Annotated in this window: 15 protein-coding genes; 2 read left to right on the top strand and 13 right to left on the bottom strand. The window is 56.0% G+C overall.

The window, feature by feature from the left end:
- Positions 1–70 precede the first annotated feature (70 nt).
- Both KKG35_14890 and KKG35_14895 read left to right on the top strand, forming a co-directional pair.
- On the top strand, positions 71–1,843 hold the full coding sequence (locus KKG35_14890; protein ID MBU1739416.1) for a hypothetical protein: 1,773 nt from the start codon (positions 71–73) through the stop codon (positions 1,841–1,843).
- Between the two features lie 319 nt (positions 1,844–2,162).
- Positions 2,163–5,669 (top strand): right-handed parallel beta-helix repeat-containing protein, encoded by a 3,507-nt coding sequence (locus KKG35_14895; GenBank protein ID MBU1739417.1) that lies wholly within the window; start codon positions 2,163–2,165, stop codon positions 5,667–5,669.
- Positions 5,670–5,831: 162 nt separating this feature from the next.
- Here the strand turns inward: KKG35_14895 and KKG35_14900 are convergent, their stop codons facing one another.
- From KKG35_14900 to KKG35_14960, 13 genes are all read right to left on the bottom strand, one after another.
- Positions 5,832–6,722, bottom strand: coding sequence for a glycosyltransferase family 2 protein (locus tag KKG35_14900; GenBank protein MBU1739418.1), 891 nt, complete (start codon positions 6,720–6,722; stop codon positions 5,832–5,834).
- Positions 6,723–6,773: 51 nt separating this feature from the next.
- Positions 6,774–7,724 (bottom strand): sulfotransferase, encoded by a 951-nt coding sequence (locus KKG35_14905; GenBank protein ID MBU1739419.1) that lies wholly within the window; start codon positions 7,722–7,724, stop codon positions 6,774–6,776.
- Between the two features lie 31 nt (positions 7,725–7,755).
- The gene (locus KKG35_14910; protein ID MBU1739420.1) at positions 7,756–9,144 is read right to left on the bottom strand and encodes an oligosaccharide flippase family protein; all 1,389 of its coding nucleotides are present in this window, start codon (positions 9,142–9,144) and stop codon (positions 7,756–7,758) included.
- Positions 9,137–10,537 carry an O-antigen ligase family protein gene (locus tag KKG35_14915; protein ID MBU1739421.1) on the bottom strand — a complete coding sequence of 467 codons (1,401 nt, stop codon included), beginning with the start codon at positions 10,535–10,537 and terminating at the stop codon, positions 9,137–9,139. The genes KKG35_14910 and KKG35_14915 overlap by 8 nt, the downstream gene beginning before the upstream one ends.
- Before the next feature lies 1 nt (position 10,538).
- The gene (locus tag KKG35_14920) at positions 10,539–11,720 is read right to left on the bottom strand and encodes a glycosyltransferase (GenBank protein MBU1739422.1); all 1,182 of its coding nucleotides are present in this window, start codon (positions 11,718–11,720) and stop codon (positions 10,539–10,541) included.
- A 153-nt stretch (positions 11,721–11,873) separates the two neighbouring features.
- Positions 11,874–13,442 carry a mannose-1-phosphate guanylyltransferase/mannose-6-phosphate isomerase gene (locus KKG35_14925; protein ID MBU1739423.1) on the bottom strand — a complete coding sequence of 523 codons (1,569 nt, stop codon included), beginning with the start codon at positions 13,440–13,442 and terminating at the stop codon, positions 11,874–11,876.
- Between the two features lie 66 nt (positions 13,443–13,508).
- Positions 13,509–14,294 carry a class I SAM-dependent methyltransferase gene (locus KKG35_14930; protein ID MBU1739424.1) on the bottom strand — a complete coding sequence of 262 codons (786 nt, stop codon included), beginning with the start codon at positions 14,292–14,294 and terminating at the stop codon, positions 13,509–13,511.
- 4 nt (positions 14,295–14,298) lie between these two features.
- Complete coding sequence (locus KKG35_14935) at positions 14,299–15,525, bottom strand: hypothetical protein (GenBank protein MBU1739425.1); 1,227 nt, start codon at positions 15,523–15,525, stop codon at positions 14,299–14,301.
- On the bottom strand, positions 15,501–16,388 hold the full coding sequence (locus tag KKG35_14940) for a methyltransferase domain-containing protein (GenBank protein MBU1739426.1): 888 nt from the start codon (positions 16,386–16,388) through the stop codon (positions 15,501–15,503). The genes KKG35_14935 and KKG35_14940 overlap by 25 nt, the downstream gene beginning before the upstream one ends.
- A gap of 88 nt (positions 16,389–16,476) precedes the next feature.
- Positions 16,477–17,718: a radical SAM protein gene (locus KKG35_14945; GenBank protein ID MBU1739427.1), complete on the bottom strand. Its 1,242-nt coding sequence runs from the start codon at positions 17,716–17,718 to the stop codon at positions 16,477–16,479.
- A gap of 264 nt (positions 17,719–17,982) precedes the next feature.
- Positions 17,983–18,759, bottom strand: a complete 777-nt coding sequence (locus KKG35_14950) for a WecB/TagA/CpsF family glycosyltransferase (GenBank protein ID MBU1739428.1) — start codon at positions 18,757–18,759, stop codon at positions 17,983–17,985.
- Entirely contained in the window at positions 18,710–19,735 is a 1,026-nt protein-coding gene (locus KKG35_14955; GenBank protein ID MBU1739429.1) for a hypothetical protein, read from the bottom strand. Before KKG35_14955 ends, KKG35_14950 begins: the two co-directional genes overlap by 50 nt.
- A gap of 17 nt (positions 19,736–19,752) precedes the next feature.
- A complete protein-coding gene (locus tag KKG35_14960; protein ID MBU1739430.1) occupies positions 19,753–20,799 on the bottom strand; it encodes a GNAT family N-acetyltransferase in 1,047 nt (348 codons plus the stop codon).
- Positions 20,800–20,835 lie beyond the last annotated feature (36 nt).

Raw genomic sequence — 20,835 nt, forward strand, 5'->3', positions numbered from 1 at the left:
GGACCGGTGAGAGTCCGCAGTAAAATCTGATCCAGATCGATAATGGTCTATCCAAGTCAAGGAGGGAGAAATGAAAAGCAAACAAGTGTCTCTGGTTTGTAATGTTCTGCTGCTCACATGGGTATTGGTCGCAAATAGCGGATGTTCCGGCAGCAGCTCAGGCGGGGAATCCTCCTCCGGTGGATCGGTAACCCAGCCGACTGCGGCGGCTTCGTCCTCCGTCGTAAGGGTGACGACATCCGGCTTGCTTGGTACGGGTCTGGTTGTACAAAATAATGGTACGGAAGATCTTGCCATAAACGAGAACACGACAGCCTGGTTTCCTACACCCGTCAAGGAAGGAAGCAGCTGTGAAGTGACCATTGTGTCCCAGCCTGTTTCTCCGGCCCAGACCTGTGACGTGGTCAATGGCACGATGGTGGTAAACGGCGGCAGCGTTGTCGATGTTCAGGTGAAGTGCCTTACCTCGATTACCGAAAACTTTGATAGCGGGGAACTCGATTCCGGCTATTGGCATACGAGCGGCGCCTATGACAGAAGAATTGTCGGCGGTCAGCTGCAGTTCAAACTGGCCGAGGCCGGCGAATTCGCTTTCGATCACCTGCCGCTCAGGAATTCCGGCTGTGGGGAGGTGGCTGCCGATGTGACGATCACCAACACCGATTTCACCGGCACCGGTGACAAGGCCTTTCGGACACGGCTCGAGAGTTGCGGGTATCATACAACCACGGAGGGTGAAGGGGCCGGGAACCGGACCGGGGATGTGAACGCCGCGATAATCTGGAGCGGCACCGAGGCTTCGTTCAAGGTGTTCCGGTGTTTAAACGACGACTGCAACACGACGGACTCGGTCGAATACCTCACTTTAGGCGACAGTGGCGGTGTCCCGCTGGGCACAGCTGCATTCAATTCCACTGCAACGCTGATGATTGACTGGGACACCATCCAGGCAAACCAGTTCACCTTCCAACTGAACAACAACCCGGCAGTGTCCTTTGATCCGGTCGCAGCAGGCGCACCGATCACTGCCGCAGCTCCTGCCAGGCCGGAAAAATACCTCGGCATCCAGATCGCCTTGACCAACCCGGAGGATCAGGCCGAAATGACGGCAATCGTCGACAATGTGATCGATGGTTTACTTTCAGACAATTTCGACGGCGTGAGCTATCTGGACGGTTCGTTCTGGAAAAAAACCAGCGGACGGCGGCAGGTGGAAAACGGCAAGCTCGTTCTGGAGACCGGACAGGCCTATGTGAACAATATTGAGGCCGACACCCGTTTCAACAACTCCACCGACCTGCATTCCAATTATGACATCATCTTCAGAGGGGCCGAGGTCGTTGAAGCTGATCTGACGTTAGATCCGGCGACGTTTGTTGTTGACAGCAACCCCGCGGATTCTGTTGAAGTCTCCGCATTGCTGGAAATGGAATTCAGGCCTCCCGGCACGAGCGAGAAGGATCTGACGGATCTCTTCGTGATCCGGGCGGCATTGAAAGAGGGGCCCTCCGGAGCGGGGACCGCAGACATTCTGGCGGTGGGATGCCGGGATTCTTCCTGCGGGACAAAGTATGCCATCGCCAATGACAGCCGGAGTTTCGCCGCCGCCGTGGTCAAGGGCCAGCCGTATCACCTGAAAATCGAACACCTGGGCAACGGAGTGATCAACGTATCCCTGGATCAAAATGAGACACTTTCCGTGGATCTGTCTTCAATCGCCCAATTTGCAACTACGGAATTCTCCGGGGTCAGATTGAGCGTGGCGTCCCAGGGAACGGATGCCCCCGGGGAAGAGGCATTTATTCGGGCATTCTTTGAAAATGTCAGTGCCGGAGGGCCGTAAAACCAGGTTTGACCGCCGACGCGGAACGGGGAGTGGCGGATGCTCCCCGTTCCGCTTTCCTGACGAGAAGGGTGGTTCAATAAACAATCTGGTTCCCTCTCTCGATTTCAGCCGATAACTCTTCGACAGGCTCACTGTCATCCTTTTGCAGGTTCACGGCAGGGCCAGCCTGAAAGGTCTAGCCCAAATGAATCTCGGACCTGTTCCTGATACGAAGAAAATACAGCCATCCGCTGATTGATCTGCCCACTATTATTTTGGGATAAGGAGGGTGTCTGTTTCGAACATTTTTCTTGTTTCAACCATGAGGATAGTCGGCATGAAGATAAAACGAATATTGTTTCTCGGTTTCCTGGTTTATCAGGCGCTCACCGCAAATCTCTGGGCGGCAACGTATTATGTGGATAATGCCGCGCCGAATACCAGTGACACGAATCCGGGGACCATCCAGGAGCCGTGGCGGAACTGTCCGGGAATGGTCGGCTGGGCGGGAACGGCGACACTTGCCCCGGGAGATGTTGTAAAATTCAACAGTTCCTCCACCTGGAAGGGCGCGGGAGGCAACGCCTTGCTTGAAGCAACCGGGGGTGTCACCTATGACGGGAGTTCCTGGGGGACAGGAGTCAGGGCGACGCTGCAGGCTGTGGGATCATTCGTTCGCGCGATTGTCAGCATCCAGAAGGATGATCCCGTCATCGCAACGGTTGTGCAGGGATTTAACGTCAACGGCAACGGGACCTCGAATTCCGGGATGACGGTCAACTGGCCGTCATCCGTGAATCTGACCGGAGCGGTCAAACGGATCGAGAACTGTGATGTTCATGACCTGCGGCCACTGAAAGGCGGCGCCGCGCGATATGGGATCAAGGTCGGCGCTATCGGCGGGGATACCTGTAAAAACGTTGAGATCCTGAACACCAGGGTCCACGATATAAGCACCACCGGTATCGCAATCTATCCGGCCGTCAATTGTCCCACCTGTCTAATCGAAAATGTCACGATCCGGGGGTGCACGGTCGGTCCGAATATCAGTCAATATGACACATGGAACGGCACCGGAATCATTTTTAAGAACAATCAGGATAATGTTCTGCTCGAGAATTCGGAAATCTTCGACGCAGTATTAAATAACGTGATTATCCAGGATGATGGAAGCGGCGCCCCGCAAAAACTCACCATCCGGCACAACCTGATTCACAACGGACCGAGTCATGGAATCACGGTCCAGACCCCGACGACAACAATTTTTGACGTGTATGGAAATGTGATTTATGGAAACGGGAAAAACGGCATAGAGTTTTCCACGGCCATCAAGGGGAGTTCGAACAGGGTAAAGATTTACAACAACACCTTGTACCAGAACACGGGGGGAGAAATAAATTTCAGCAGCAGCAGCGCCACCTACGCCCTGCTGGAAATCAAAAACAATATCCTCTATTCGGTAAGCGGCCAGACCCCTCTCAGAAGCGCTCTCGGGAATATCATTACCGCGCATTCAAACAATCTTTACTATCGGCCGGGCGGGGGAACCCTTGCGACCGTAGGGGGGACAAGTTATACGTCATTAGCCGACACACCGACATACCTTCTTGTTTTTGAAAAATCAGCCAGTCTGACGGATCCGAAATTTGTTGATCCGGTGAGAGGGGTCTATTCGATAGCTGCAGGTTCCGGAGCGATCGGCACGGGCGTCGATCTCGGGTTTCCCTTGCTGAATCCTGCATCGTCATGGCCGGGAAACATTATCCTTTCCAGCCAGGATGCCTCCACCGGCTATGCGATCGGAGCGTATACCGCGCCTCTTGCCCAGAAGACCCTGATGGGCCTGAAGGTCGACGGGCCCGGCAGTGTCGAGGAGAACGGCACCGCGACGTATACCGCCACGGCGATCTGGAGCGACGGCAGCACCAGCGCCGTAACGCCTGAGTGGAGTGTGAGTTCGGCGTATGCGAAAGTCAGCATCGACGGGGTTGTGACCACCTCGTCGGTGGTCGGCGATCAGGCCATGACCGTCAGTGCCGGCTACGCCTATGGCGGAATAGCAAAAACCGCGGCCATGACGGTAACCATTATCAAAGTGCCGCCAGCTTTGAGCGGTCTGAAAATCGACGGGCCGGGCAGCCTGGAAGAGAACGGCACCGGAACCTATACCGCCACCGCCACCTGGAGTGACGGCAGCACCAGCGTGGTGACGCCGCTCTGGAGCGAGAATTCCGCGTATGCGACAATCAGCGCCGACGGGGTGATGACTGCCTCGACGGTCCCCTCCGACCAGATCGTCACCGTCAGCGCCGATTTCACTGCCGACGGGGTCACGAAAACGGCGGCCATCGAAATCGGCATTACAAAAGTGGCGATAAGCCTCAGCGGCCTGAAGATCATCGGGCCGCTCAGCGTAAACGAGAGCAGCAGCGGAATCTATGCCGCCACCGCCACCTGGAGCGACGGCAGCACCACGGTGGTGACGCCGCTCTGGAGCGAGAACTCGTCATATGCGATGATCAGCACCATCGGGGTCTTGACCACTTCAGCGGTGCCATCCGACCAGATCGTCACCGTCGGCGCCGGCTACACCGCCGACGGGATCACGAAGGCAGCGTCCCTGCCGGTAAGCATTACAAAAGTGACGCTCAGTTTGAGCGGGCTGAAGATTGACGGGCCGACCAGCGTGAATGAGAACAGCAGCGGGACCTATACGGCAAGGGCGACCTGGAGTGACGGCAGCGCCACCACGGTGACCCCCCTCTGGAGTGAGAATTCCACGTATGCGTCAATCAGTTCCGCCGGGGTGCTGACGACCTTGTCGGTGCCCTCCGACCAGAGTGTTACCGTCACCGCCGGTTATTCCTCCGGCGGGGTAACGAAAACAGCGTCGTTGACGGTAAGTATCACCAAGCCCTCTTCCGGGGCGATTCTGCTTTTCCGGGCCGAAGCGGGGACGTTCACTCCGCCGACCATGGAGATTGCCACCGCGCCGGAAATCCCCGGCGGCTCCTATATCACGCCTACCGTCAGCAATTCGGGGAGCGCCGTTTACGATTTCAATATCACCCGGCCCGGCACCTATAAAATTGTCGGGGAGGTCTATTCCGCCAATGCGGCGTCCGACTCGTTCAGGGTCAAGATTGACGATGCCCCGGAAGATATCTGGGACTTGAATCCTGAAGGGAATTCCGCCCTGTACAACGTCTGGCGGCAGGACGAGGTCACCGCCAGGGGCACGGGAACATTCGCCGCCCCGCAATTTGATCCGTTGCGAATACAGCTGGCGGAGGGGCCGCACACAATTACGATCAGCGGCCGGGAGCTGAATTCGAGGCTGGCTTATTTCTATCTGGTAATGGGACCCGGGAGTACGGAACTGATCGAGGCGGAGTCCGGAAAATTGACTCTGCCGATGAAGGTCGCGACTGATGCCGGGGCATCCGGCGGCGCCTGTATAGAAACCACGACCAGTGATTCGGGGAGCGCGGTGTTCACCTTTGATATCGCCCAACCCGGCACCTATAAAGTGCTCGCCAACACCTATGCCGCCGATTCGGGGACTGATTCCTTCCTGGTCAGTGTAGACAACGGCCCCGAGGACATCTGGGACTTGAATCCCCAGGGTGATCCTGCCCTGTACAATGTCTGGCGCCAGGATGAGGTCACCGCCCGCGGAGACGGATCATTCAAGGCGCCGCAGTATGATCCGATGACGGTGCAGCTGGAGTCCGGCCCCCACACCATTACCTTCAGCGGCCGAGAGGTCAATACGAGGCTGGATAACTTCTATCTGCGGAAAATATCGACTGAAACGGAGGTTACCGGGATAAAAATCGACTGATCGCCGCTTCTTGTCGCAGCCGGTGGAAAAGGATCAAATACTGTGGTGAACCTGCAAAACAAGTGTATTCCTCGAGGCTCGAAGGCTCCGGATTGCAGCTCCCAGCCGCAGGGAGCTGCAATCCGGACAGGATTTGATCCTTTTTACAGGTTCGGCGGAACCTTAGCGAGATTCATAAACTTTTCTGGAGCGCAGCAGAACCCACAGCCAGGGGAACTGCTTGCGAATGAAAGTTCGCAGCCAGTAAATCGGCCATAATCTCCCCCCGTGCCGTTTTATAAACAGCATCCACTCCGCGGCCGGGATCATCGCGTTGGGTCTGGTCAAACGGTCAACACGTTTCTGAAACGGGAGGGAATTGTCCTTAAGCGAACCTTTCAGGCTGTTTCTCGAGCAGGTTCCCGCATATCCGGGAGCGACCCAGCTTGAAAAGCCATGCTCTCCGGCACGGAGGCTGTAATCATAGTCTCCGCCGCAGTGGGTGAAGTCCGCACTCAGATTGCCGACAAGAGCCGCGATCTCCCGCGGCACCAGGACGCAGTTGCCGTTGATCACCTCACAGGGTTTTGGTTGATCAGAGGGGGGAACCAGCCTGTATGACAACGGGCTCCAGGACCTGATCTTCCTGCTCCCGCCGTAGGTCAATGCCCCGGTTGCCGCATCGTGCATCGCCCCGGTGACAATACACTCTTTGCCGGTCTCATTTTTTAGGCGACATGAAGTGGTGTACAGGGTCCGGACGGCATGGGGGTAAAGCAGGGAATCATCGTTGAGCCATAAGTAGAAGTCGTAGTCTTTTTTCAGCGCCTCCCCGAAGGCCAACCTCATTCCCCCTCCCCAGTAGAGGTCTCCCGTACCCTGCAGAACGATGGTCCCGGGGAAACGGTTTTTCACCGCATCTCCGGTGCCGTCCGTGCAGCCATCGTCAACCAGGTATACGCTCAGGCGGATGTTGTCGATGTTCTCCTGGCCTTTTAAACTGTCGAGGCAGGCAAGGGTTGATTCTTTGCGATTGTGGCAGGTCATCAGGACGGCAATTTTTGTTTCAACCATGAGAGCGGCTCCGGGGTGATGAGTATTCCTTTCGGCCGGCTTCTCCACTTGTCAGTAGAGGTGTCCGGCGGGTGGCGTCTTTCTTTCTCTCCGCGACAGCAGGAAATTTACGGGAGGGTAGAGGGCCGATCTGAGCAGGTCGGAAAACATGCCGTCCAGGTTCAGGTCGGTTTTCTTCGACACGAGGGCAGTTAAATCGCCCAGGCTGTACCCCATGGCATGGAGATGTTCCTCGCCCAGCCAAGCCAGATAGCGGATGGCCCAACGCCGGCGAAAGGGGTTGTTGAAGGTCTTCTGCCACTTGGCGAGGGAGTTGTCGCTCAAAACTTGATATTCCCTGATGCCGGTCTTGTCTCCCAGGCTGCCTTCCAGGCTGACATCCTGAAACGACTCGATCATCTTTCCGGTGTATTCAAGTTCCAGATAGTCGCATAGCCGTTTCAACTCCCGGGCGGGTGACTGGACAAGGCGTTCGTACTGCAAGGCATGGACCTGCGAAGAATGCTCGTTGTAGGCATTGATGAGGTTCCTGCTCCCGTCGTACAGGTCCAGCTGCCAGACCTGCGGCTTCCATTTTCCCTTGCACCAGCTGTTGATGATTGAGGCAATGACGGCCAGGGGGTTACGCCACAGGAATACGAATTTGGCTTCCGGGAAGATCTCGAAAATTTCATTGACGATCAAATGGTATCTCGGGGTTTTATCCAGAAAATATCTGCTCCCGGGAGGAGAGTTCTTCTGATACAGATTTAAGGCGAAAGCCCGTAGTTCATCGAGATAATCCCGGCGTCCATTTGGAAGTTGCTGATAAAAATCCCGGATCGCCTTGACCGCATACCCGTGTCCGTACTGCGACTTGACGCCGTCGGCCTTCAAGGTGCAGGCGAAAGGGAGCAGCAGCCATGGTTCGGACACCGTCGCGACCTGCCCGGAGGTGGCCAGGATCCGTTGCAGCAGGGTGGAGCCGGACCGTGGCAGGCTGAAGATGAAGATCGGTTTCATTGCTCAGGCCATTGTTGTTGTTTTAGCGCTTTCAGGCATTGCGCTGATAATTTGTCTTGAGGAGAAATCTCTGCCTGCCGACGGCGATGACCGACAAGAGATTTTCCTTGAAAAGGCAGATCTCCTTCAGGCTGATAAAGGTATTGATCCTCATTTTTTTCAGGCAATAACCGGCCATCAGCAGATTCTGGACAGCGATGCCCGTCCCTGCCCCGATGGCAACCCCGATATAATCGTAGCGGCCGATCAGGACAAAGCTCACCAGAATGCTTAAAGAACCGCTGAAGATGGAGATTGCCAGAAGCACCTTCTCCTTTGAAGACATCATCAGGAGCACCCCCGGCACGCCGGTGCAGAGGTTGATGATATTGGCAACTGCCAGAATGGTTAAGATCAGGTTGCCGCCGGCATAACTCTCTCCATAGAGATGATGCAGTATGGTTTTTCCGAAAATCAGGATGAACAGCAGGGCGATTATCGATGGCACCCCGGCAATCGTCGCGGTGCTTCTGAGGACTTTTTCAAGGTCGGCATGTTTTTTTTCGGCATACAGCTTGGCGACCATGGCCGGAATGACCAGTCTCACAATTTGCAGGGTTGCCGTGAGCAGAATCACCACCCTCCAGGCGGCGCCGTATAATGCGACGCTTTCGGCGGTGCTGTAATATCCGAGCAGCCAGAGGTGGCCTTGCTGCAGGCCGGTCAGGAAAATGGCCGAGAAGCAGAACGGCCATGAAGTCTTCAGTATTTCGGAGGCATGAATCGACCCGGCGCCACTCAAGCGGGAAGTGCTTTGAAATAACGCCGCCGAACCTGCCAGAATATTTACCGCGTAGGTGCAGATCAGGATCAACAAGGCGGTATTGATGTCTATTTTCACCTCCAGCAGGAAAAGTGTTGCCAGCACTGCAATGTAGAGAAAGTTTGGAATCAGTCCGTCAAACAGGGTGGCAAGTCTGGTGTCGTGCAGGCCCCGGAAAGACTCGGCGATCAACCTCTGCAGGGTCACCAGGGCCAACCATACTGCGAGGTAGGAGATGAGTTCGCCCATCACGACTGAATTGAATATCCTGACCGACACAAACCGGCCGAACCCTGAAAGAAGCAGTGCGGCGGCCACCATGGCCGACAACGCTCCGATCGACAATGTCCTGCGGATTGCCTGCCGGGCCCGCCCCGGCATCGCCAGGGCCAGTGACCCGGAGATAATGCGGACAATCGACCGTTCCATCCCCAGCAAGGAAAAGAGCACCAGGAAATCCATGAGGCTTACACAGAGGAAATAGACTCCCATCTCCTCTGCCGAAAGCATTCTGGTCAGCAGGGCGACCAGGATGAGGCCGATCGGCAGGGCCAGGATTTTCAGCCCGACGACCCACAACCCTCCTGAAAATAAATTTCGTTTGATTGCATCATCCATTGGAACGATGGGCCTCTCCGGGAGTTTTTAAAAAATTGCGGTAAAAAACCGGGGCGCTGTGAACAGGCTGGATGCCGGTTTGTTCTTGCAGCAGCCGGGCGTTGAAGAAACCAAGAACGATGAAGAAAAATATCTTTCCCAGCGGATCGGTGAAAGAGGTGTTGAACTGACTGAAGACAAGAAGCGACCAGAGATAGGTCTTCAGGAAATCGGCATATCGCCGGTCCCGGGCGGGAAGATTTTTAAACTGCCTGAAGATGCCATACAGGAAAAAGATCATCACCGACAACCCAAGCAGTCCGGTGTTGGCGAGTTGTTCCGCGAACATGTTGTGGGTCGCCCGGTTGAAGTCGGCGAATGATTCCTTCAGTTTCAGGTTGGAGTCTTCGGTGATCGAGTCGGTATGGACCGGGAACCGCCCCAGGCCGAGGAGCGGATAGCGTCTGGTGATTTCAAGGGAGTCGTCCCATTTCGAGAGCCTCTCCACGGTGGTTTTGTTTTCCAGGTTGAGGGTGTCGCCGATCCGCAGCAGCATGTCGCCGGCAAGTGATTTGCCGGGGGTGATCTGCAGCATCGATGCAATCAGGACCGTCAGGATGACCATTGCGATACCGGCGGTCGGCACCCAGATGTACTCGAGCATTTTGAAATCCCTGGTTGTGAAGTAGAAGAAAAGGACAAAGGCGAGGGTCACAAAGCCTGAACGATGGCCGGTCAGGGCAATGCCGATCGCCAGGAAAGCGATCATGGTGCAGGCGAGCATCCGGTGCAGCCGGTAGTATCGGCTGTAAAAGAGCATGTAGCAGATGGGCAGCATGAAAATCACGACGGTGTTGCCGAGCAGGGTCCGCCGGGTGCCGCTGCTGGTGAATTCGACGTCATGGGTAAAGTATTTCCATAAGGAGAAGAGAACCAGCAGCAGCCCGAGAAAGATGCTGTACCTGAAGAACTTTTCCTTTTTCAGCTCAATATCGGGGATGGTCGGGACCAGGACGGCGATAAACATCAGCGCTTCGGTGGAGAGGTTCCGCAGGATATTCTGGAGCGCGAAGCCTTTGCCGTAGGAAAGAAAACCGATAAAAATCGACCAGAGAAAAAAGAGGAGCACCAGTTTGTTGATCCGCCCCTCTATCAGGCCTTCCAGAAGGTGGCGTTTGAAAAACAGGTTCTTGGCCACCATGACGGTCAGGAGGAACAACAGGATCAGGATCAGGTAGTCGGTGATGAAAAGATTGATGGAGCCGATTCGTAAGAGCGGGGTCTTTTCGTAGCTCACCGACGGGGCAAAGCCCAGGACCATGATCGTCGGCAGCAGGTACAGGAGGTAAAAAGGCCTGATCAGGCACAGCAGGCCGAAGGGGATGACAAGCGCCATGACGATCTTTTCCACCATTCTACTGCACCCGGTTTTTCCGCATAAAAGCGTCGTTCACGATTGCCGATATTTCCGCGATCTTCACCGACCACTCGCTCCGGCGGGCGGTCTTGATCCGTTCTTCCACAAGCGCAGGGTCCTTTTCCTCCAGGGCCCTGCCCACCATGGCGACGAACTCTTCCTCGTCCCTGCCGATGTAGACCAGCTCTGCAAGCTTCCTGACCTCCGGCAGATCGACGCTGACCACCGGTTTGCCCTGGCACAGGTATTCCCGCAGCTTGATGGGGTCGACCGCCTCCATGAGTTCGTTGACATGGTAGGGGATCAGGCAGACCGAAAAGTGTTTCATGTACTGGGGCAGCAGATCGAAGTCCCGGTACCCGAGAAGATGGACATTTTTCAGGCCTTCCAGTTCGGCCAGGCTGTGCAGTTGCTTGCCGATCAGGACGAGGCTCGCGTCCGGATAGCGGCGGGCGATCCTGCCGAGCAGGTGGTAGTTGACCCGTTCCGAAAGGCCGCCGAAAAAGCCGATGATCGGTTTGGGCAGTTTCTCAAGGTCTTCCAGCCGGTATTCCCGGGACAGCGCGGAATGGAAATGATCGACATCCACCCCGTGGGTAACGGCAAAGGCGTGGCGGTTGAACTCGGCCATGTCGTTTCTGATCGCATCGGAGGTGCAGATGACCGCATCCGCCCGGGCGCCGATCAGTTTTTCGTAGGCCCGGATCTTCTCGCCGTTGACAAAGGAGAAGGCGCGGTAGCGGTCGACCGGGTTGTAGATGGTCAGAGCGGGGTTGAACAGATCGAGAAAGGGGGCGGCCGATGGGGTGCCCACCCATAAGATGTAATCGCGGAAGTTGATCTTCGGCAGCAACCGGTGAAATTGCGCCCGGAGGAGCGCCCGGTTGCATCTGGTCGCCAGCGGGTTGTAGACAAAAGGGATGACGAAGGGATTGCAGACCACGGTGCCGTCCGTTGTGACCGGGTTCTTCTGGAACTGCCTTTTGATCCTGTTGAAATAAAAGCGGCACTGGGACAGCTTCAGGGAAACATTGCGGCTGCCGAGGGCGTTGACGTAGAGGATCCTGTTTTTATCTGCCAGCAGGCGCATGGTGGTCTGCTGCAGCCCCGGATATTGCCAGGATGAGGACCCGAAACATATGATATTCTGTCCGGTCAGCATCTTGTTCCTTTTCAACATGTTCCCGTTTATCTGAGAAGACGGTTGCCGGGTCTGGCGACGGCATGCAAAAGCAGACCCTGTAAGCATTTTTTCAAAAATCGGTTCACCCGGTCAATCAACCCAAGGGGTTATTTATGGTGTATCCGCAACGCCTTTTCCCGGGAGACGGGATCAGGATTGATGGATGACCGGCGAATCGTGCCGGTGCGGTGGGACACGCATCCCTCCCCCTGCCGGAGCGGGGCGGGGCCGGGTGCCGCGGGTCTCCATCTTTCCCGCCTCGCCGCCTTTGGCGCCGGATGGAGACAAATTCGCCCGGCCGTAGTTGTCGGTGAATCGGACAATATCATCCTCGCCCAGGTAGGAGCCGCTCTGCACCTCGATCAGCTCCATCGGGATCACCCCGGGGTTTTCGAGGCGGTGGGTGTGCCCCAGTGGAATGAAGGTGGATTCGTTTTCGCTCAGGATAAAGGTCTCCTGGTTTCTGGTGATTTTGGCGGTCCCTTTCACCACGATCCAGTGTTCCGCCCGGTGGTGGTGCTTCTGCAGGGAGAGAACGGCGTTGGGGTTCACGATAATCCTTTTGACCTGAAAGCGGTCGCCGGTGGTGATGCTTTCGTACGAGCCCCAGGGGCGGAAGACCTGACGGTGGAAGTTGGTCTCCGGCCGTCTGCCGGCGGTGAGGCGGCTCACGATCTTCTTCACGTCCTGCACCTTGTTCTTGTGGGCGACCAGCACGGCGTCGGCGGTTTCAATGATGATGTGGTCCTTCACCCCCACGGTGGTCAGCAGCCGGTGCTGGGCGTGGAGATATGAGTCATGGGTGTCGTGGGCAACCACATCGCCCCGGGTCACATTGTTTTCCGGGTCCTTGTCGCCGACCTCCCACAATGCCGACCAGGAACCGATGTCGCTCCAGCCGGGGGCCACCGGCACCACCACCCCCCTGCAGGTCTTCTCCATGACCGCATAGTCGATGGAATCGGCCGGGCAGGCGGCAAACGCCTCCCGGTCCAGCCGCTGGAAATCAAGGTCGCTTTTCAGGGTGGCATGGGCTTTCCGGCACCAGGCGACCATCTCCGGCGCGAATTGATCCAGCTCCTCCAAAAAAGAGTCGGCGCGGAAAAGAAACATGCCGGAATTCCAGAGGTACCTGTCGCTCTTGAAATAAAGCCGGGCGAGATCCGGATCCGGCTTTTCAATAAATTCTTCAATCGCAAAACACGTGTGCTTGCCGGCCGGAAAGTTCCCGACCGCCTTGCCCTGCCTGATATAGCCGTATCCCGTTTCCGCCTTGTCCGGGACGATCCCGAAGGTGACCAGCTTCCCCGTTTCGGCCACCGGCATCGCGGCGAGGACCGCGTCGCAAAAGGTTTTGGTGTCTTGGATCAGGTGGTCGGCGGGCAGGACCAGAAGGAGCGGGGTCCCGCCGTTGGCGGCAAGGGCGTGGATCGCCGCCACGGCGGTGGCCGGCGCGGTGTTGCGGCCGACCGGTTCCAGAAGGATTGCGGCAGGCGCTGCCGACACCTTGCGCAGCTGTTCCGCAACCAGAAAACGGTGTTCGTCGTTGCAGACGACGATCGGCGGTGCGGCGTCCGGAAAATTGTTCAGCCGCAGAACCGTCTGCTGCAGAAGTGACTGGTCGCCCACGAGCTGCAGGAGCTGCTTGGGATAGAGTTCCCGGGACAGCGGCCAGAGTCTGGTGCCGGAGCCCCCGGCGAGGATTATCGGAGTGATCATTGGCGATCCTTCTTGCGTTGAGGGTGTGGAGAAGATGGCCGGTGTCGCCGGCAAGATCCCGTGGTATTACATAAGAACACACCTGGGTTTGCCGGTTGACGGCACCGCGGATTTCCTGAAGCAGAGCACCGGTTCCGATGCCCATCTCGGGGAAACGCTGTAGAGCATTTTCATGCCGTGCCTGAAGATTGCGGCCTTTACTTTCGATTTTTCTTTCAGTTTCCGGAACCTAGAGCTGCTCTCGGGCAGGGCGAGGTACACCGCCTCGGGGGAAAAGCCGAAGGCGCTGACGTAGTCGAGCAGGGTCCGATGGGTAAAGTAGCGGACGTGGGCGTAGAACTCATAGCGGTCCGGCTCGGTGAACGGATCGTGAAAGGTCTTTCCGGTGACCACCATGGGCAGCAGGTAGGCGAGACCGTTGTAGTTCGGCGCGGAGATGTAGAGGTACCCGTCATCCTTTAAAATCCGGCGGATCTCCTCCATGTAATTATCGATCTGGATCAGATGCTCGATGGTGGCCAGTGAGATGACCGCATCGAAACTTTTATCAGCAAGGGGGAACGGCTTGTCCTTGTCGTCGATGTCGAAAGAGATCGTGTCGAGGCCGCTCTGCTGCATGGTCTTTAAACATTTCGGGCAGATGTCGTTGCACAGGAGTTCCGCGTCGTAGGCCTGCCTGATTCTCCGGCCTAAAACGCCCACCCCGGCCGAGGTGTCCAGGATTCTGGTATGGTTCCGGTCCTCGAATATTGCCGGGAATATCCGGTGCCGCTCATGAAAGGCCTGGTAGTCATCGACTGTCGACACTTCCTCAAGCCTCTTTTCTTCCAAAGCAATGGCATCAGCTCTCATGAATTCACTCCTTGATGTTTGATGGTCGGAGGGCAAAGATGTTTGCCGGCCGGAGGACATAGCCGGCGGCCATCTTCATTAAATCGACCAGTCTTTTGAAAAATGGTTTCAGATCTTTTGCATCAAAGATGGCAAAGACGTTGGGGCTCAGGTATGGCCGGATATACTGGTTGAAACTGTAGCGTTCCTCCCCGAAATGCTTGACGCTGTGAATGATGTCGCGGAGCTCGTCGATCCAGTAAACGCCGTCTTTCCAGTTCGGGTTGAATTCGACATCCTCGTTGAAATAATGGGCGTATTCGATCCAGGGAAAGTTGATCCCGCAGCGGACGGCCAGGAGGGTCGAGCGGTTGTGCCGCCCGTTGATCTCCATCAGCTTGTAGACGCCGTCACGGGGGTCTTTTTTGAATTCGGTACAGGAATATCCCTGGTAGCCGATCGCGTTCAGGATCTTGCGTCCCGCCTCGATCACCTCAGGCACGTACTTTGAAACAACCACCCGCGGCACCCCGATTCCGGGCGGCGAGAAGCGGACTTTTTCCGCCGTGAAGTCGACCACGGTTTTCTCTCCATGAATGTATGAATTGTAATTCACCCCGTTGGCGTCACCGCCGGGGATATACTCCTGGAGCATCACTTCAATCCGCGCGTCTGCCGCTTCCTGATAAGCATCGATCATCTCTTCCGGGGAGTGGACAATCGTCATCTTTTTGCCGAAGACCTCGAAGAACTTGTGGCTTTCGCAGGGCTTGACGATGCAGGGGAACCGGATCTCCCGCGAATACCGCCGCACTTCGGCGAGGTTTTCCGGGACAATCGTTTTCGGGCAGGGTACGCCGATCTGATCGGCAAGCCGGTAGGTGTATTTTTTGTCGATGTACTTGATGGTCGTCGCCCAGTCGGGGCAGGCGACCTTGAAATGTTTTTCAAAGAGGGCTTTGTTCCTGGAAACGACCGACAGGGTCGCGTCATCGGCGGGGATCAGCAGGGACCCGGCGAGCTTTTCGGCGGAGCCGAGAATGGCCCTTATAAACTCGCTCTCCTGCTTTTCCGGGTGCGGGCAGAGGGTCGCCTCCCTGACATATTTCGAGACATATCCCATGTCTTTCCTGTCGTAATAATAGACATACAGGGGGACGCCCATGATCCCGAGGGAGCGGATGACCCCAAGCCCCATCGTATGACTTGTGAGAATAATTGCCGGCTTCAATTGGCTGTTTTTTGCACGCATATCACCCACCTGTTTGGAATCCATTTCAAGAGAGAGGGCCTCGATGAAGCTTTGTGTTCCAGATAGCTGCCGACCCTGACGGCCATGGCCTTGGGCAGAATGCTCCTGCGCCAGACCGTGACCAGCGGGCTGTAGCCGATGCTCACGTAATCGACGATTTTAAGGTTGGAGGAACGGAAAAGGTGGTTCAATTGTCCGTAATAAAACTTCCGGTTGGTGAGGTTTTCGTTACGTTCAAACGACCCGACGAGATCGGAATGGCCGGGTTTGGCTTTCCAGCGCAATTTTCTGAGAACCCTGGGCAGGAGCTTGATGTGGTAATAGGGGTCAAGGATGTTTTTGAACCGGAGCAGGTTGGGGAGGGTGACGATCGCAAACCCGCCGTCTTTCAGGACCCGGCTGATTTCCCGGACACTCGTTTGGTCGCTTTTCTGGTACTCCAGCACGCCGACGCAGGTGACGAAATCAAAGGTCCTGTCGGCGAAAGAGATGTTCTCAAGATCCCCCGGGACAATCATTTTCCTGGCCGGGGGGAAAGCGGCAGTATTTTTCCGGGCTTCCTCGAGCATTTCCTCGGAGATGTCGGAGCCGACGACCTTGTGCCCCCGCTGCAGCATGTCCTTCATCAGGATCCCGGCGCCGCAGCCGATATCGAGGATGTCCAGAGAGCCCCCGGAGGCGTGTTTGTCCAGCAGATGAAGCACGGTTTCTTTTCTCTTGATGATGTCCCGTTTATACAGGCTCAGCTCTCCGGAGTGATTCCGGTCGTAATTTTTCCGCCAGGCATCACTCTGGGTTGAAAAGTAAGCCGCAAGACCTTCCTTGTGCTCAAACCGCCTGTTTACATTGCCGCTGATCGCCATAGGCCAAATCCCCGGTTGCTGGTGCAATATTTAGTTTCGTTGGGGCAGGAGAGCGTGCGGCTCCTGCCCATTTCCCGCTTCCGGCCGCTTAATTCTGGCAATTCAAGTGGGCGCTGATTTTACGGGTTTTAAAAAATGCCAGGGCTTTCTCGACCCGTTCGGAGATCACCTGGGCTGAAACGCGTGGCCCGATATGATTCGCCGGGGTGTTTTCCTTGGCATCGTATGGAAAGACCGTCACTTCATCGAACCGGTTTCTGTCGACCTGGGTCAAAGTTTGTTTGAACTCACTTTCCGTTTCGGAAGGAAATCCGACAATGATCTGGGTCTTCAGTCTGATCCCGGGGTGCAGGGTGCGAATGCCGGACAGGACCGCAGAAATACCTCGGGCGTCATGTTCTCTTTTCATCAACCCCAGAATCCGGTTATTTCCCGATTGAATGGGGCAGAGGATGCTTCTGATCCTCCGGGTGGAAACAAGCTCCAGCATCTCCTTTTGGTAGAGGGTCATCCACTTCGGATGGATTTCCTCGATATGGAACCCGATCGCGCCGTTATGGTGCGGTTTTACCGATTCGTTATGGCCGTTTGATTCCTTGAGGAGGTGGCCCAGCAGGTTGGGGAAGGTGTCGTTCCGGTCTTTGCCGTAGGCGCCCACATCGTCGCCAAGAATCGTGAATTTTTTGTGCCCTGAGGCGATTCCTTCCCGCAGCTGATTGACTATTTCATTTCCGTCGGTGCTTTTGAGCGGCCCGATTGCCCGTTTGATCGCGCAGTAGGTGCATTTGCCAAGACAGCCCCGGCATATAAAGAGATAGAAAACCTCTTGGTGCAGATGCAGGGAACTCCTGATCTTTTTTCCGGCATAATCTTTTGCCTTCACCAGGAATTTGTTGGAAAACTCAAACTCCTCTTTAAATTTGCCGATAGCGGACTGGAGAGAGGTTGACTTCATCTTTTCCGGAATAATATTCTGGGGTTGAAGATCCCTGAACTTCAGCTGGTTGTTCTCGAAATACGAATCAATCCGATCGATATCTTTGGGGGCCAGGAACTCAAGCCCGTTGAATTCGGCATGGTATCTGGTCGGGGCTATGTCTGGAAGGCATCCGTATACCAGAAGTTTCCCTTTCATGCCTTTCAGATAACGTATGCGCTTGATGGACTCTTCCTCCTCCTTTCCTTTGAAGGCACATGTTCCTGCAAGAATAAAATCTGCCTGATCAGGTCGATTGACAAAGTCGTGATTGTTCAGTTCAAAATATTTATGTAGAGAGGCAAACTCATTCATTCGTCTTGAACAGCCATCCGCTTCAATATAAATTTTCACAATGTGACCTCATTCAACTGTTGATAGTTAAAATTCCATTGATCTAATTTTTATTCAGTACTGCACAAAACAGTCGTTCTATTCTTTATGGTCAATTCGGTTTATGGAGGACTTCTATGGGTCATGCTCACATAAATGAAATCATCCGGTCAATCAGCAGAAAGGCTTATTTTCTCCTTAGTTTTAAGTTTGTTCATCCGGCAAAAGGATTAGTCCTGGTTTGCGATTTTTCGGCACCCGGAATCAGTTCCGGCCCGGAGGAGGCTACACAGAACCGAGACGGCCTTTAATGACTTCGATCGGGAAGTGCATTAAGAATTGCAGGCGCAGGAGGAACGGTCGTTTGAACCACCGGACCGGGTTCCCCATCATCCGGTAGAACCATTGCAGGCCCAGATTCTGAATAATTCGGGGCGGGGTTTTGAGTTCGCCGGTGTAGAACCGGAACGCCGCACCGACCCCGATCATGACGCCCCGCTCAAGAAGGCCTACGTTCCGGTGCATCCATTTGTCCTGCTTGCCCCCGCCGAAACTCACCCAGATAATGTCGGGCGAGACGGCATTGATTTTGGCGAAAATATCCCTGGTGTCTTCCGGGGTGAACTCCGTTTTAAACGGCGGGCTGTATCCGGTTATCCGGATCTTCCGGTTCATGCGGCTCGCCTTCTCGATCACCCGGGAAATGGTCTCATCCGTGTCGCCAAGGAGAAAGTGAGTGAGACCGTTGTCGTCCTCCAGCAGACGCTGCAGCAGCTCTCCCCCGGCAATTCTCTCAACCCTTCTGCAACCGAGCAGCCTGGCGTACCACGCCAGCGGCATGCCGTCGGGGATACTCATCAGCGATCTGCCGACGGCCCGTTTCAGCTCCTCATCGTGGGTCGCCGATATCACGACGCCCACATCGGTCAGGCAGGCGTAGCCCCTGGTGGCGATATTGTCCCGGATGGTTCTGAAGGCATCGGTGAAATTGGTGTTGCTGATCTTCACCTTTTTAAAGAGAACATGTTCCGGTTCCGGGGCGGTTTGTTTCTTCCTGGACATAGTGTGCTCCTTCGCAGGTGATTGCGTTTATCACTTCAGTTGCCCGGGGGCGTTCTTTCTCGTCCGCCATTCCCGGTCTGTACAATCCGGCGATATCCTTTGGCAGTGCATGCCAGTACTCGCCGTCGTATCGTTCCCTGAGGTATTCAAGAAACTGCCGGTAGTAGCCGGCGGGGTATTCCTCAAGCCCGTTTCTGCGCCGGGAGAAATTCATGTAATCCGGATGCACATTCAGCAGGACCATGCCTCGGTTGGCCGCGAGCCAGTCCAGTTTCTGCCGCCAGATATCGATGTTTTTCTCTCCCATGAGCACGAAAACGGTGAAGTCCTGAGGCAGGGTGTACGGCAGTTCAACATAGCCCCCGCCCGGTGCGCCGTTGCGGACCCAGAAGGGAAAGATGGTGCCCACCCCGTCGGATTGCGGTTCAAAGGGATCGGTGTCAAAGGTGGAGGCGTCATATTCGATGTTCAGATCATGGATCCAGTCGAGTTTATGGTGCATCGAAGGGGAGCGGAAGCCCACCGCCTGCCATTCGTGAAGGTAGCGGTTGATGTGTCTCGCCCGGTCCCGGAAGATCTCCCTCGACTGATACAGCCTGCCGTCATGTTTCAGGCCGTGCACGCCGACCTCAAAGCCGTTGGCGGTCAGTTCGGCGCGGAGATCACCAGGAACCCCATAGCGCTCCGGGACAAAATTGAAGGAGGAGCGGAACCCCAGCAGCATCTCGAGGAGCATGAGTTCCCGGCAGTTCTCTACCCCTTTTGCGGTATCCACGTCGTGGGTCAGGACCAGGGCGAATTTTTTCTCTTCCGGCCAATCATGACGGGATGCCGGCCCGGCTCCGGCCGTTTCGTCAATGGGCCAGGTCCTGCCGTGGAGACGGCGCTGGCCGAGGACCAGCTGCCGGCGCAGAAAGAGCTGCAGCGTCCGGGGGATATACCTTTTGAGTCTGTAGTAGAGGTTATAGGCAGCCATGGCTTTTTCCCTTTCTTTTACGCAACATGGCGGTAGGCGACCGAGCCGATTATTCGGAGGACCGGGATCGGCAGGTGCGGGACGATCCGTTCGCTGAAGGAGGGGCCGCTCTTTTTTGGCAGGGGAAGGGGAAGCCGCTTGTTCAGCGAATACTTGTAATAGGCGATTTCTTCGCTCCGGGTGCTCCAGCCGTTCTTGTACTGGACCAGGCCGTGGTTGTCCGGGTCTGTTCGCCCCATGTCCATTGATTCAAACCCTTGCCGGGCATAATGCCGGATGGCGTGCCACATCACCAGATAGTTGGCGCGCAGCTGCTGGCAATCGCTGTTTGAAGCGCCGTATTTATACATGGCCCGCCTGCCGAAATGAAAATAGACGGCCCCGGCGATGGCCTTTTCCTTGTGAAAGGCGAGGACAATATTTCCCATGTTGCGGGAGAGGATGTGTTTGTGGACGTTCCTGAAGAAGGAAAAGGGCTGGGGCGGGATCCCGTGCCGTTTTCGGGTCAGGCAGTTCAGGGTGTAAAACTGTTCCACGGCCTGCAGGCTGTTGCCGGTTGTGCAGATGACTTCGGCGGCCAGGGCTTTTTTGATATTCCGCCGGGTGCTCTCCCGGAAGGAGCTGAAGAGCGCCTCCTCTCCGGGGGAAAGAGAGAGGGTGTGCCCCAGGTAGGTGTTGGAGAGAGGGCGGTCTGCGGCGATTTTCCCCCCGGGTCGCAATTCGAGGGAGTTCCACCCCTGCTTCTTGCCATAGTAGAGGATGCAGGCCAGGAGGCAGGCGGTATCGATGGCGTTTTCACTAATATGTTCGCAGCAGTCTGAGAAGGGGAGGGAGACCCCCCTCCTGCCGGTGATGAAACTCTGGACTTCCATGAGCGGCACCATGGCCCGGATCTCCTGATCATCCGTCAGCAGGGCAAAGTAGCATGGCCTGTACCGGTAGGTTTCCGCAAGCGTTGCGGCCCATGCGGCCGAATGGAAGAAGGTGGCCCTGCCGGTGGCCAGTATCCGCTCGTCCCAACGGGGTGAGTCGATGGGGTTGATGATCTGCACCTGGTTTGTCATTGGTTGTCCTTGTCCCTTCCGCCGGCCCCGGCCGGC

It is taken from the genome of Pseudomonadota bacterium, assembly GCA_018823285.1.
Taxonomy (GTDB): Bacteria; Desulfobacterota; Desulfobulbia; order Desulfobulbales; family JAGXFP01; genus JAHJIQ01.